Below are 14,032 nucleotides of genomic sequence, written 5' to 3'. Positions count from 1 at the left end.
AGCCGGAGGGTATGTTAAAGGGTGTGTTAATAATTGAGGGGGGATAGGGGATTGAGTGAACAGGATTTTTTCAAATTATTAGAGAAGCTTGAAGGAGACGCGGATAAGTCGCAGCAAGCCCAGGAACTGCTGGACAATGTCACATCAGGCGGTGATCTGCCGGACCAGGGAGAAATATTGAAGATGATACAGGATCTAACCGCTGATCTGAGTGAAGAGAAGCGCTGCCAGCTTAAGGAGTTCATAGCGGAGGCTGCACAGCAGTTGGATGGTGAACAGCTTGCAGGTGATCTTCTAAAAATGCTGGCTCTTTTCCTGGATCGCACGTAACAACTTTCTATGTTATTTTCAATGTAATAAGAATTGATCGGAAAACTGATCGGGAAACAGTGCAGGGATTATATCCCCGGGCGAGAATAAAAATAGTCTAGAGAGGTGGGCTTAAAATGGCTGTAATAACTTACAATCAGGCAAAACAGGCCCTTGCCATGGGAGAGATTCCGGCGTTCCTGGTGCTGCACGGTGAGGATAGATACCAGGCCCGGGAGATGATCAGGTACTTGAGAAGCCGCCTGGAAGCACGGAATAGCAGCGGGATCGATTACCTGGAGTGGGATGAGGAAGCAGTGGAAGCAGATATCTATAAATCTCTGGTAACACTGCCTCTTGGTACAGCAGAACGCATGGCGGTGATCAACAATCCGGATGTTTCAGCAGTGAAATCTTATTTAAAGGTGAACAACCCGCGCCTGGTGGCCGTACTGCTTATGGAAAAAAAACTCAAGAAAAAAGATCTAAAAGATATCGAAAATGGTTGGGTGGTAGAGTGTATACCTCTCAAGGGGAGGGAGCTTGTCAGATGGCTGCAGGAAGAGGCCATATCCAGGGGCAATGAACTACCGACTGCTGCAGCAGAGTACCTGCGGTTTTCCTGTGGGGAGAATCCCGCCCTTCTCAGCCAGGAAATAGAAAAGGCTTCTCTCTACCTGGGTAAAAAGCAGCGAAGAATTACTGTTGATGTCTTTCAGAGTGTGGGCAGCAGGACAGCGGGACGGACGCTCTTCGAACTGGTGGATGCTGTGGCTGAGCGCAAGGGGAGTGCTACTGTTGAGGTTTTGCAGGAACTTTTGGCCCAGGGCAAACCCCCGGTGCTGCTGGTCTCTATGCTTTCCCGTCATTATCTCCAGATGCTGGAGGCATATTGGCTGCTTGAAGAAGGTGTATCTCCTGGCGAGCTTTCTGGTGTAATGGGAGTCCATCCTTTCGTAGCGAAAAAGCTGATGAAGCAGATTCGCTCCTATCATCTCTCTGAAATCGAAAAAATACTTGATGGACTGCTGGAACTTGATCTTTCGCTGAAAAAGGGAAAGGGTTCTCCGGAGCTGTTGATGACATCTTTTCTGGGGACGGTTTAGGGGTCGGCTCAGAATTTATTGTACAATACATCAGTTGAATATTATGCAATAAAGATACACATGACGGAACGGCACAGGGGTCGTTCCCTACTACAATATAAATTATCAATATTTGGGTGGCCACAGGTCGCCCGCTTGTTGCATATCATTCTTATTATGTGTATCAAAAGTTACAAAAATTTATCAATAAGTTACCCATAGATAATCCAAAAGAGGGACATATTGTATATAATATGTCCCTTCATCCATTTTGCAACATTTATTCAATTAGGTATAGATAATAAAAAAGGGGTTTTCATCTCTTTATGCCTGGGCCTGATTCAGTTTTTTTTGCTAACTGCGCCTTTTTGCGATCTCTGGCATTGGGGTGAATGATACCTTTTACTGCTGCTTTGTCTATTAACTGGATTGCCTTTTTGAAGTTGGCCTCGATCTTCTCGTTATCTTGCTCTGCCAGTGATGCTTCGAATCTCTTGACTGCGGTTTTCATGGCAGACTTGCGAGATGTGTTGCGCAGTGTCCGGGTTTTGGCGATTCTGGCCCTCTTTTCTGCAGATTTGATGTTTGCCACACTTTCACCCCCTCGTTCAGTAAACTAAAACCAAATACGATATTATCACGATTAAATGCGGTTTGCAAGCATTAGATTTTGGGCATTATTTTTATTTCTCCCTAACTAAATAGTGATAATTTGCCACATGTTGGAATATCATTTGTCAGACAGCCAGTCAAGGGGGGAACTCAATGTACCGCAAATTTAAGCAGAGACCGCAGCTTGGGCAGCGTATCTCAGTCCTGCTCTTATCATTCGTTTGTTTGGTGGGTGTGGGGATCGGTGATTTTTCATATACAAAATTGCTGGAAAGCGGGCTGGGTGGAGGAGTCAGAAAAAACCAGGAAAGTTCCTTTATCAGAGGGGCAGCCAAGTTTTTGTTTGGCATCGATCCCCAGGACCTTCCCGGTGTACTGAAAAAGGGGCTTCCCTATTGTGTGACCAAAGGAAAGACAGCAATGGTAAGCAGTGCAGTAAAACAGCCTGTGGAAAAAACCTTATTTATTGATGAGTCCTTTCTAAAAGAGGAATTTGCTAAAAAACCCATTGAAGTGGCCATTTATCACACCCATAATGCAGAGACCTATATCCCCTTACATGGCAAGAGCAGAGATGAAGGAAAAAATGGGGGCATCACCGTGGTAGGGGAAGAGATAGTAAAAACGCTGGCCCAGCATAGGGTCCGGGCGGTGCAGGACCTGACAATCCACGATTATCCTGACCACCCTACCTCTTACATCAAATCCAAGGTCACTGCTAAGCGGCTCTTGGAGGAATACCCTGATTTAAAAATTCTGATCGATCTGCACCGTGATGCGGGCATAGCAGAAAAACAGACAGTTATTATAGATGGTAAGCAAGCAGCGAAACTGCTGTTTGTGATGGGGAATGGGCAGCGTATTCCCAACCCCCATTGGAGGGAAAACTATGCCCTGGCCCGACAGATTGCCAACCGCCTGGATGAAAAGTACCCGGGTCTTGTCAAGGCTGTGCGCTTGAAGGATGGAAGCTATAACCAAAACCTTTCCCCCAAGGCAGTATTGATTGAAGTGGGAAGCGACAAAAATACCCTCGATGAGTGCCTTATCGCTGCACACTGCCTCGGTGAAGTTCTCGCTGAGCTAATCCAGGAGAAAAATGAGACATAAAATGGTATACAGCCTCTCTTCCAGTGGAAAACTATCTGTAAAACAATAGGGGGTTTCAGGTAAGGTGAGACGATGCGGCCGCGTTTTAGTTGTTATAACCATTATTGCAATTATGGCTGGGGGAATCCTGCTTACAGATAACAATATGAGAGAGCTGCAGGGGATGGAGAAAAGCCACCTTTCCTTTAATGGAAAGATTTTATCCTCATACATCAAGAAGACATACAAAAAGGTTTACACCAGGGCTGTCAGGGCTGGCCTAGATACCTGGTGTGATATGATCATGGAGACTTCTGCTGATCTGATCAAGAGTATCCAGGAAACAACGGATCAACGGTTTTCAGCTGAGCCGTAGCCAGCTGTGCAACGAGTGCGCGTGCACTGGGGACTGCCTCTGGTGTCCCCGGTGCACGAGTCCCCAGAACGCCGCGTGCAGCGGACTGCCCCAGTCAGGACGCGGTGAGGCCATATTCCCAGGAAGGACCAGAACGCCGCGTGCAGCGGGGACTGTCCCGCATTTGTCCCCGTTGCTTGTTAAACGAACCACTGCCAGCAATATAATTTTACTGCTTTTCGCCCGGCATCTGTATGCCTTTTGTGCTGCCGAACCTATCCCTGTGAAATCTACCCCTTTCGTTGTGGAGCACAAAGTGATAATATCTACTTTAAGTGCTCTATTTTTTTATATGAAGGAGAACAGATGTCAGAACGTGAAAAAATTGCACGGGCCGTAGGGATCATTACTATTGCAATGGTTGTGGCCCGTATTCTTGGTTATGTGCGGGATGCTTTGCTCTATGCACTCTTTGGGCAGAACCGGATTACAGATGCTTATAATGCGGCCTTCTCCATCCCTGATTTTATCTATATGATCTTGATCGGGGGGGCTCTCAGTTCCGCCTTTATCCCTGTTTTCGGCGGGTATCTCGCTAAAGGGGAAGAGGATGAGGGGTGGCAGGTAGCGAGCATCATGCTCAACCTGGTGATCATCCTCATGGTTGCTGCCATCACCCTGGGAGTAGTCTTTACCCCGCAGTTGGTGCACCTGCTGGTGCCGGGTTTTAAAGCCGGGGAGATCGATTTGACCGTTTACCTCACACGGATCATGTTCTTCCAGACCTTTTTTATGGGTCTGAGCGGAGTGACTATAGGGATACTGAACGCTTACAAGCACTTCAGCACACCGGCGTTGGGGTCTGTGCTCTATAATCTCTCTGTTGTGGTTATAGGAGGGCTGTTTGGTCCGCGCATAGGTATTGTATCCTTTGCCATCGGGGTTGTAGTGGGAGCGGTTTTGAACTTTGCTGTTCAGCTGCCGCCTCTATTGCGGTTGGGTATCAGGTATAAGCCGGTGCTGGATCTGAGTCACCCGGGGATCAGGCAGATCGGGGCTTTGGTTTTCCCGGTTCTGATCGGTCTTTCAGTATCCCAGTTTAATCTTTTTGTCAGCCAGAACCTGGCCTCCGGGCTTCCCAGTGGGCAGCTGGCAGCTCTAAAGACAGCACAAAGGATCATGCAGCTCCCTATCGGAATCTTTGCAGTTGCCATCGGTACGGCAATCTTTCCTACTCTGACCGAGCAGTCAGCCCGCCAGGAGTTGGGCCAGTTTCGCCGCACCTTTTCCCTGGGGTTTCGTGCGATCAACTTTTTGACTATCCCTTGCGTGGCAGGGTTGATCGCTATTGGGCTTCCAGCGATCAGGCTCTTCTTCCAGATGGGGAAATTCACACCGGAGAGCACAGTGGCTACGTCAGTAGCGCTTTTCTATTACTCTTTTGGGATTATCGGCTACTCGGGCTCCCTGATTTTAAACAGGGTTTTTTATGCTCTGAAAGATACTAAAACCCCGGTTCTGGTGGGGATCGGCACCGTGTTTCTGAATATTGTCCTCAATATCTGGTTGGTTAAGCCTATGGGACACAGTGGACTAGCCCTGGCTTATTCACTGGTGGGGATCGTCAACATGCTGGTGCTGCTGTTTCTATTAAGGGCAAAGATCGGCAATATCGACGGCCACAGGATTATTTCCTCTGCACTTGGCTCTGGTGCTGCTTCCCTGGCTACAGGGGGTGTGGCCTATCTGGTTGTCACCTGGCTCCAGGGCCTGTTGGGGATCGCCACTAAGTTCGCTCAGCTGATCGCTGTAAGTGGGGCGGTGGCTGCAGGGATTTTGGTTTATTTCCTGGTGACCTATTTCTTGAAGCTAGAGGAGTTTCAACTGGTGCTGGATCTGGTTAAGAAGAAGATCGGACATAATAGAAAGGCCGGTACTCTTCATTGATATTCTCCATCTCTTGATCCTCTTATTGATGGGAAAGAGATCCTTGGTTTTGGTGTATTTGGCAAGAAAGGTGATTAACAGTGAAGCAAGAACTGATCAGAAATTTTTGTATAATAGCTCATATTGACCATGGGAAGTCCACTCTGGCTGATCGTTTTCTGGAGCTGACAGGTGCTCTGGAATCCAGGCAGATGAGGGACCAGGTACTCGATCAGATGGACCTGGAACGGGAGAGGGGAATTACCATTAAGCTGACCCCGGCCAGGATGAATTATCAAGCCGCGGATGGGCAGGAGTATATTTTAAACCTAATCGATACCCCGGGACATGTGGACTTCAGCTATGAGGTTTCCCGGAGTCTGAACGCCTGTGAGGGAGCCCTGCTGATTGTGGATGCCTCTCAGGGTGTAGAGGCCCAGACCATCGCCAATACCTACCTGGCTCTGGATGCCAATCTGGAGATCATCCCTGTGATCAATAAGATTGACCTCTCTGTGGCGGATCCCGACCGGGTTGCCAGGGAAATAGAGGATGTGATTGGCCTGGATACCGATGATATCCTGCTGGTTTCCGCAAAGGAGGGTGAGGGGGTAAAGGAACTCCTGGAAACGCTGATCCGGCGGGTGCCTTCTCCTCAAGGGGATGCGGAAAAACCCCTGCAGGCATTGATCTTCGATTCTCATTTTGACCCCTATCGGGGGGCTATCTCCTATATCAGGGTTTTTCACGGCTGTGTGCGGCCAGGGATGAAGATCATGATGATGGCTACCGGCAAGTCCTACGAGGTCAGTGAGGTAGGCGTGTTTTCCCCGTCGATGCATCAGGTTGATGAACTCGGCCCTGGTGAGGTGGGTTATCTGGCAGCAGGGATCAAGGAAGTTGCCGATACCAGGGTGGGAGATACGATTACAGATGCGAACAAACCTGCATCAAGTTCTCTCCCTGGATACAGAAAGGTGCTGCCTGTTGTCTTCTGCGGCCTTTACCCGGTGGAGGCCAATGATTTCGAAAATTTGCGTGATGCCTTGGAGAAGCTGAGGTTGAATGACGCCTCCTTTCAGTACGAACCGGAGACATCAGCTGCTTTAGGTTTTGGTTTTCGCTGTGGTTTCCTGGGCTTACTGCATATGGAGATTATTCAGGAAAGGCTGGAGCGGGAATATGGTTTAGAGCTCGTCACAACTGCCCCGAACGTGGTTTATCGCCTGACCGGCCACAATGGAGAGACAGTTACGGTGGATAATCCGGCCAACTGGCCTGAAACAGGGGAAATAGCTGTGGTTGAGGAGCCATATGTACAGGCAAATGTGATCACACCTGCGGATTATGTGGGGGCTGTGATGGAACTTTTCCATGACCGCAGAGGGGAGTATCAGGATATGAGCTACCTTTCCCCACAGCGGGTGCAGATCTCTTATCAACTGCCGCTGTCAGAGATTATCTTTGACTTTTTTGATATTCTCAAGTCCTGCACAAGGGGTTTTGCATCCTTTGATTACGAACTCTCCGGATACCGCGCAGCAGAATTGGTTAAGCTCGATTGTATGGTGCATGGTGAAATGGTGGATGCCCTCTCCATTATTGTCCACCGCGAGCAGGCACAGCAGCGGGCGCGCTCTCTGGTGGATAAGCTGAGAAGGCTGATCCCCAGGCAGCTGTTTGATGTTCCCATCCAGGCATCGATCGGCTCCAGGGTGATTGCCAGGGAAACCGTTAAGGCCCTGCGCAAGAATGTGCTGGAGAAGTGCTATGGTGGGGATGTGACCAGGAAGCGCAAGCTCTTGGAAAAACAGAAAGAAGGGAAACGCCGGATGAAACAGGTGGGACGTGTGGAAATCCCTCAGGAGGCGTTCCTGGCGGTACTCCAGGTTGATAAGGAGTGAAGATCGGCCTATACCTGCACTTCCCTTTTTGCCTGCAAAAGTGCTGCTACTGCTCCTTCCATTCACTCCCTCTTCCTCAAAATGATCAGGGGAAATTGGCTGAACGCTATATTGATGCACTGGAGATGGAGATCTCTCTGTATGCGGCGTATGCTGCCAGAGATCATCATTTGGAATTATCATCGATCTACTGTGGCGGGGGAACCCCCACAGTTATACCTACGAAGTCTCTCTGTGGTGTGCTTTCCCGATGCAGCAGCAGTTTTTGCCTGTCCGATGATCTGGAGGTCACAGTGGAGGCCAACCCGGGAACGGTAACCCTGGAGAAACTTCAAGATTTACGGAGGGCCGGGGTGAATCGTCTTTCACTGGGTGCCCAGTCGTTTCAACCAGGTGAGCTGGAGCTCTTAGGGAGAACGCACAGTGCTGTGGAGATTGTTGAAGCTTATGAGGCAGCAAGGGCTGCGGGGTTTGACAACATCAACCTTGATCTCATCTACGCCCTGCCAGGCCAAAACCTGGCCTCCTGGAGGCATAACCTGGAGCAGGCACTGATGCTTTCCCCGGAACACCTTTCCATCTACGGCTTATCCCTGGAAGAGGGCACTCCACTTGCCAGAGAGATCAAGAGCGGAAAATTGGAGGCCTGCAGTGAAGAGATGCAGATAGCCATGTGGGAAGAAACTGCGCAGCAGGTGACATCAGCCGGGTATGTGCGCTATGAGATCTCCAACTATGCCAGGCCTGGCCGCGAGTGCAGGCACAACATCACCTACTGGAAAAACACCCCCTACTTAGGGCTTGGTGCCGCGGCACAGGGGTACTTTGAAAAAGTGCGCTATGCCAATGAAAGTGATCTTCAACGGTATCTGGAGAGGGTGTTGTCGGGGGAACTCCCCCGCGTCTTTGAGGAGCATCAGTTACAGAGAGATGAGCTCATCGATACCATTATCATGGGGCTTCGCCTCAGCAAAGGCCTTTACCGTAAAGATTTCGAGCAGCGCTTTGGCCACCCCTTCGAAGATTTTTATAAGCAGCAGTTATCCATTATGGTCGGTGAGGGGTTGATGGGTGTCAGCAAGGACGCCATCTTTCTGACCGACCGCGGCCGCCTGTTGGCCAACTACGTTTTATCCCACTTTGTTTAGTGGTTGGTATGGGCTATTGACATCAGGGCGGCATGGTGGTATGTTATTGCTAGAACTTAGCACTCAGTTGATAGGAGTGCTAATTATTAAAGGGTGGTGACGCCGGTGGGTTTAAATATTAGGAAACAACAGGTTCTAGAAGCGATAGTGGAAAGCCATATTGTCACAGCGGAACCCGTGAGCTCCCGCAGTATTGCCCGTAAATACCGGTTAGGCGTCAGTCCGGCAACTATTCGGAATGAAATGTCAGATTTAGAGGAACTGGGACTGATCCTACAGCCACATACTTCCGCGGGACGGATACCATCCCAACCTGGCTACCGCTACTATGTAGACAGGTTGATGAAGAAGAGTAAACTGACGCTACGGGAGGAGAAGATTGTCCGCGCTATTTTTGCTCAAAGAGCAAAGGCTTTGGCTAATATTATCCAGCGTACCATTAAAACGGTGTCCCAGTTAACCGATTATCTGGTATTGCTGTCAGGGCCTCAACTGGAAAATGCAGCTCTCAAGAAAATTAAAGCCATCCCCTTGACACCGCAGAAGGCTCTGGTGGTAATTGTGACAGAAACGGGATGGCTGGAAAGCAAGATGGTGGATCTGCCTTCAGGTATGACAACCGCCGATCTGGCGCATATTGAAAATGTTCTCAATACGTACTTCCGGGGGCTGACATTTCCGCAGATTTCCCGTACAATTTTACATAATGTTTATGATGAATTGATCAAACAGCGGCGGGTTCTCGACAGGATCATGGAAATTGTGGAAGCGGTACTGCAGGAAGATGCAGATGAAACCGTCTACCTGGGCGGAGCTCAAAATATTATAAAACAACCTGAATACAGTGATATTGCAGAAGTGCGCAATCTGATGAGCATCATCGAAGAGGAGGAAATCCTGCGCGCAATCCTTAAAAAAACTGATCCCAACGTTGTAACAGTCAGGATCGGCAGAGAAATCAATTACGATCCAGCAGCGGGATATAGTGTGGTCAGTGCTGTTTACAGTATTGGGGGAAATGCCGTAGGGACTATCGGGCTTATGGGTCCCATGAGGATGGATTATGCCAGGGCAGTTGCTGTTGTAGAGTATATTACTGAAATTCTGTCAGAGGTTCTGTCCAAGGATACTTTTTATTGATCTGGACTTATTTAATGCCATGCCGCTTTATGGCAAAACCCAGACGATGATAACAACAGACTGAAGTCGAATGTTATAGTGGAACCGGCAGGGAAGAGATTTCTCGCAACTTCCGGTCTTTGATTCCGGCTTCCGGTTTCTATTTTCAGGGTGGAAAGACAGAATACAACTGCCTGTGCATAGATATTTTTATTTTTAGATCAGGGATGATGTGACTTTTCGATGTGACCTTTCAAGGAGGGAATAAGTTGTTGAACAGTGATCAAGACTTGCAGGAGCAGGGGGTATCACCTGAAAACGGAGAAGAAGTTACAGCTGAGACGGAAGGATCCCTTGAGGAGGAAACTGAGGTAATTGAGGAAGCTGAGGACGCCAAGGCGGATCTTGAAGCGGAGTTCAATAATTTACAGCAGCGATTCCTGCGCCTGACTGCCGATTTTGATAACTATCGCCGTCGTACACGGCAGGAAAATGCGGAAATCCGGCGCACCGCCAATGAGCGTCTATTGCTGGACATTATTCCAATTATCGATAATTTTGAACGCGCCCTGGATGCTGCAAAAAAGGAGCTGCCGGAGAATATAATTACAGGGATCGAGATGATCTACAGGCAGCTGCATAACTTGCTGTCTCAGGAGGGTGTAGAGCCTGTGGAATCTGTGGGCAAACCATTTGACCCCGTTTACCAGGATGCCTTTGAGCGGATAGAAACCACAGAATATCCCGAAGGCACTGTGACCGCGGAGGTGCAGAAAGGCTACCTCCTACATGGTAAGGTACTGCGTCCCGCTTTAGTTATCGTAGCTAAAAAACCGGAAACGGAAATAAAAACACAAAAAAAAATCTTGCCAAAAGGGGGCATGTGTAGATGAGTAAGGTTATAGGTATTGACCTGGGAACAACGAACTCTTGTGTAGCCATTATGGAGGGTGGGCAGCCGACGATTATACCGACACCGGAAGGTGCCCGTATTACTTCATCAGTGGTTGCTTTTACCAAAGATGGGGAGCGGTTGGTAGGGGAGTTGGCCAAGAGACAGGCGGTTACAAATCCAGATCGCACAGTGCGCTCTATTAAAAGAGAGATGGGGAGCAACCATACAATTAATATTGATGGCCATAACTATACCCCGCAGGAAATTTCAGCTATGCTGCTCCAGAAGCTCAAAGCGGATGCAGAGGCTTACTTGGGAGAAACCGTTGACAAGGCTGTAATCACAGTTCCCGCTTACTTCAGCGACAGTCAGCGGCAGGCCACCAAAGATGCGGGGCGCATTGCCGGTCTAGATGTGCAGAGGATTATCAACGAACCGACTGCAGCAGCCCTGGCATATGGTTTAGATAAAGACCAGGACCACACCATCCTTGTCTATGACCTGGGCGGTGGCACTTTTGATGTTTCCATTTTGGAGTTAGGTGATGATGTTGTTGAGGTTATGGCCACCAGCGGCAATAACTATTTGGGTGGAGATGACTTCGACAACCGGATTATCGATTACATGGTCAGTGAGTTTAAAAAGCAGACCGGGGTTGACCTTTCAAAGGATAAGATGGCAGAGCAGCGCCTCAAGGAGGCTGCGGAGAAGGCCAAACATGAGCTTTCCGGGATCCCCCAGACAACCATCAGTTTGCCCTTTATTACCGCAACAGATGCTGGCCCGCAGCACCTGGAGATGACACTGACCAGGGCTAAGTTTGAGGAGTTGACCTCAGACCTGGTGGAGAAGACCGTGGGCCCCATCAAGCAGGCTATGGCTGACGCCGGTCTGGAACCCAACGAGATCGATAAGGTTCTGTTGGTGGGTGGGTCTACCCGGGTACCTCTTGTTCAGGAGATGATCAAGAGGGTACTGGGTAAGGAGCCCAGCAAGGGCATCAACCCCGACGAGGTTGTGGCTATGGGAGCTGCCATTCAGGGCGGTGTGTTGGCCGGTGATGTCAAAGACATCGTTCTGCTGGATGTCACACCCCTTTCCTTAGGGATAGAGACACTGGGCAGTGTGATGACGAAGATCATCGAGCGCAACTCAACGATTCCCACATCCAAGAGCCAGATATTCACAACTGCTGCTGATAACCAGACCAGTGTGGATATTCATGTTCTTCAGGGAGAGCGGGCAATGGCGGGTGACAATAAAACACTTGGCCGCTTCCAGTTGGTAGGAATTCCGCCGGCACCCCGTGGGGTACCCCAGATCGAGGTCAAGTTTGATATTGATGTTAACGGGATCGTTCATGTCTCAGCCAAAGATATGGGAACCGGCAAGGAACAGCAGATTACTATCACTGCTTCTACAAACCTGGATGACACGGAAATCGATGATATGGTAAAAAAGGCAGAGCAGTTTGCAGAGGAAGATAAAAAGCGGCGTGAAGAAGCAGAAGTAATCAACAAAGCAGACAGCCTGGTGTATCAGGCGGAAAAAACAATCAGTGACCTGGGTGACAAGATCAGTTCTGATGACAAGGATAAAATCAACAAGGCCAAAGATGAATTGAAGAAGGCTCTTGAAGGGAAGGATCTAGAAGAGAAGTCAAAGGGAAGACTGAGGAATTGACCAAGGTCATCTATGATACCACATCCAAGATATACCAGCAGGCGGAAGGCCAGGGAGCAGCGGGTGATCCAGGTGCTGCTGGTGCCACCGGAGGTGCCACAGGAGCTGCCGGTGCAGAAAACCCCGGTGATGGCAAGACCGTTGATGCTGACTACACTGTTGTGGATGATGAAGAGAAATAAGATGAACCGGACCGAATCCGGAGGGTGAGAAAGATGGATAAAAGGGACTATTATGAGGTTTTAGGGGTGGACCGGAATGCCTCCGAAACGGAAATTAAAAAGGCTTACCGGAAGCTGGCTCGCCAATACCACCCTGACATGAACCCGGATAACCAGGAGGAAGCTGCCGAAAAGTTCAAAGAGGTCCATGAGGCCTATGAAGTACTGGGTGACCAGGAAAAGAGGGGCCGCTATGACCAGTTTGGCCATGCCGCTTTTGATATGGGTGCCGGAGCCGGACCAGGTGGAGCGGGTTACGACTTCGGCAATTTCGGTGGCTTTGAAGATATCTTCGATGTCTTTTTCGGAGGCGGGGGCGGGTTTGGCAGTCCCTTCGGCGGTGGGCAGAGAGGGGGGCCAAGGCGTGGCCCTGACCTGCAGATGAATATAGAACTCTCCTTTAAAGAGGCTGCCTTTGGGGTGGAGCGAGAGGTGACTATTCAGCGCTGGGAGGACTGTGGTGACTGCGGTGGATCCGGTGCCGCTCCAGGTACTGAGCCGGTTACCTGTTATAAATGCGGGGGGACAGGACAGGTGCGTGTAACCCAGAGGATTGCCTTTGGGCAGTTTTCTACAGTAACCACCTGTGACAATTGCAAGGGTACAGGGAAAACCATCGAAAAACCCTGCAATACCTGCCACGGTAAGGGAAAAGTGCGCCGCCCGCGCAAGGTCAATATACAAGTGCCGGCCGGTGTGGATAATGGTTCCGCCCTGCGCCTGGCCGGGGAAGGGGAATTGGGGACACAGGGCGGCCCTCCGGGTGACCTGATTGTACGCATTCGTGTGCGCCCCCATAAAGTGTTTAAGCGGGAGAAGGATAATGTGGTGATGGAAGTACCCATCTCCTTTGTGCAGGCAGCACTGGGAGATGAGATTGAAATTCCCACACTGGATGGAAACACTAAATTCAGAATACCCGAGGGGACACAGCCCAATGCGGTGTTCCATCTGCGAGGCAAGGGGATCCCCCACCTGCAAGGGTACGGCAGAGGCGACCAGATCCTCAGCATTAAGGTAGTGATCCCCACTAAGCTGACCGAGGAACAAAAAGAGATGTTGCATAAATTCGACACTACTGTGCGCATCGACCAGTACCAAACCCGCAAGGCTTTTTTGAAAAGGTGAAAGATGCCTTTATTGGTGGTTAGCAGATGCACTGGGGACGGGAGCGACCAAGCCAGGTCGTGACACTCAGTGGGTGGGAATCCCACCGGGCAAGGTTTAGCCAACCACCCGTAGCCAGCCTTGGAGCATAGCTGGTAACAGCTATGTTTAAGCGTAGGCAGGCGAGACAGCGGGCCGAAAGCCGCAAGGTTGAAGGGATTGAGCTTCGAAATAGTGCGAGATGGGAAGGCCGATTCATTCCGTCCTGAAGAAGGCAACATTTCGGCAGGCGATAGAGGCGAGCAGGCCGGAACTTCCCCGGAGTCAAAGACCTTGGCACGCTGTACACAGTTGGTTCACGGCAACTTGGGAGACCCTGCGGGCTCTTCCGAAGAGGGAGTATGGCAGACAAGCGATACAAAGTGAGGAAGCCAAAAGGCGCGCAGGGAGTCGGATTACTGCATAGTACCGATGAAGCAGGGTAACTCCTGTAGAGGAAAGGCAGTAGCGGAGTCATTACCCTTGGAAGGGGAACACTAACTCACCGGAGGAGAGATAAATAGTGGAAAACGAAACTGA

At 49.9% G+C, this 14,032-nt stretch carries 12 protein-coding genes and 1 pseudogene; 12 read left to right on the top strand and 1 reads right to left on the bottom strand.

Annotated elements, in window-relative coordinates; translation table 11 throughout:
- Window positions 1–51: 51 nt before the first annotated feature.
- Complete coding sequence (locus SSCH_RS04770) at window positions 52–330, top strand: hypothetical protein (protein ID WP_044664476.1); 279 nt, start codon at window positions 52–54, stop codon at window positions 328–330.
- A 116-nt stretch (window positions 331–446) separates the two neighbouring features.
- Window positions 447–1,415 carry a DNA polymerase III subunit delta gene (holA, locus tag SSCH_RS04765; protein WP_044664475.1) on the top strand — a complete coding sequence of 323 codons (969 nt, stop codon included), beginning with the start codon at window positions 447–449 and terminating at the stop codon, window positions 1,413–1,415.
- Window positions 1,416–1,710: 295 nt separating this feature from the next.
- Here holA and rpsT read toward each other — a convergent pair whose 3' ends face one another.
- Entirely contained in the window at window positions 1,711–1,986 is a 276-nt protein-coding gene (gene rpsT / locus SSCH_RS04760) for a 30S ribosomal protein S20 (protein ID WP_044664474.1), read from the bottom strand.
- Between the two features lie 173 nt (window positions 1,987–2,159).
- On the opposite strand from rpsT, the gene spoIIP reads away from it, so the two are divergent.
- From spoIIP to SSCH_RS04710, 10 genes and pseudogenes are all read left to right on the top strand, one after another.
- Window positions 2,160–3,116 carry a stage II sporulation protein P gene (spoIIP, locus tag SSCH_RS16260; protein ID WP_052835325.1) on the top strand — a complete coding sequence of 319 codons (957 nt, stop codon included), beginning with the start codon at window positions 2,160–2,162 and terminating at the stop codon, window positions 3,114–3,116.
- A gap of 64 nt (window positions 3,117–3,180) precedes the next feature.
- Window positions 3,181–3,471, top strand: coding sequence for a hypothetical protein (locus SSCH_RS04750; RefSeq protein ID WP_044664473.1), 291 nt, complete (start codon window positions 3,181–3,183; stop codon window positions 3,469–3,471).
- A 345-nt stretch (window positions 3,472–3,816) separates the two neighbouring features.
- Window positions 3,817–5,397, top strand: coding sequence for a murein biosynthesis integral membrane protein MurJ (gene murJ, locus SSCH_RS04745; protein ID WP_044664472.1), 1,581 nt, complete (start codon window positions 3,817–3,819; stop codon window positions 5,395–5,397).
- A gap of 80 nt (window positions 5,398–5,477) precedes the next feature.
- Window positions 5,478–7,280 (top strand): translation elongation factor 4, encoded by a 1,803-nt coding sequence (gene lepA / locus SSCH_RS04740; RefSeq protein WP_044664471.1) that lies wholly within the window; start codon window positions 5,478–5,480, stop codon window positions 7,278–7,280.
- Window positions 7,277–8,428 carry a radical SAM family heme chaperone HemW gene (gene hemW / locus SSCH_RS04735; protein ID WP_044664470.1) on the top strand — a complete coding sequence of 384 codons (1,152 nt, stop codon included), beginning with the start codon at window positions 7,277–7,279 and terminating at the stop codon, window positions 8,426–8,428. Before lepA ends, hemW begins: the two co-directional genes overlap by 4 nt.
- A 105-nt stretch (window positions 8,429–8,533) precedes the next feature.
- A complete protein-coding gene (hrcA, locus tag SSCH_RS04730) occupies window positions 8,534–9,568 on the top strand; it encodes a heat-inducible transcriptional repressor HrcA (protein ID WP_044664469.1) in 1,035 nt (344 codons plus the stop codon).
- Window positions 9,569–9,816: 248 nt separating this feature from the next.
- The gene (gene grpE / locus SSCH_RS04725; protein ID WP_052835323.1) at window positions 9,817–10,440 is read left to right on the top strand and encodes a nucleotide exchange factor GrpE; all 624 of its coding nucleotides are present in this window, start codon (window positions 9,817–9,819) and stop codon (window positions 10,438–10,440) included.
- A pseudogene (gene dnaK / locus SSCH_RS04720) lies at window positions 10,437–12,307 on the top strand (molecular chaperone DnaK). Before grpE ends, dnaK begins: the two are co-directional and overlap by 4 nt.
- A 33-nt stretch (window positions 12,308–12,340) precedes the next feature.
- On the top strand, window positions 12,341–13,474 hold the full coding sequence (dnaJ, locus tag SSCH_RS04715) for a molecular chaperone DnaJ (protein ID WP_232294222.1): 1,134 nt from the start codon (window positions 12,341–12,343) through the stop codon (window positions 13,472–13,474).
- Between the two features lie 198 nt (window positions 13,475–13,672).
- Window positions 13,673–13,879, top strand: a complete 207-nt coding sequence (locus SSCH_RS04710; protein ID WP_198142174.1) for a hypothetical protein — start codon at window positions 13,673–13,675, stop codon at window positions 13,877–13,879.
- The last annotated feature ends 153 nt before the right edge of the window (window positions 13,880–14,032 follow it).

The organism is Syntrophaceticus schinkii, from assembly GCF_000946815.1.
Classification (GTDB): Bacteria; Bacillota; DSM-12270; order Thermacetogeniales; family Thermacetogeniaceae; genus Syntrophaceticus; species Syntrophaceticus schinkii.
Note: the sequence above shows the minus strand (reverse complement) of the source record. Positions and strands in the feature narration are given on the sequence as shown.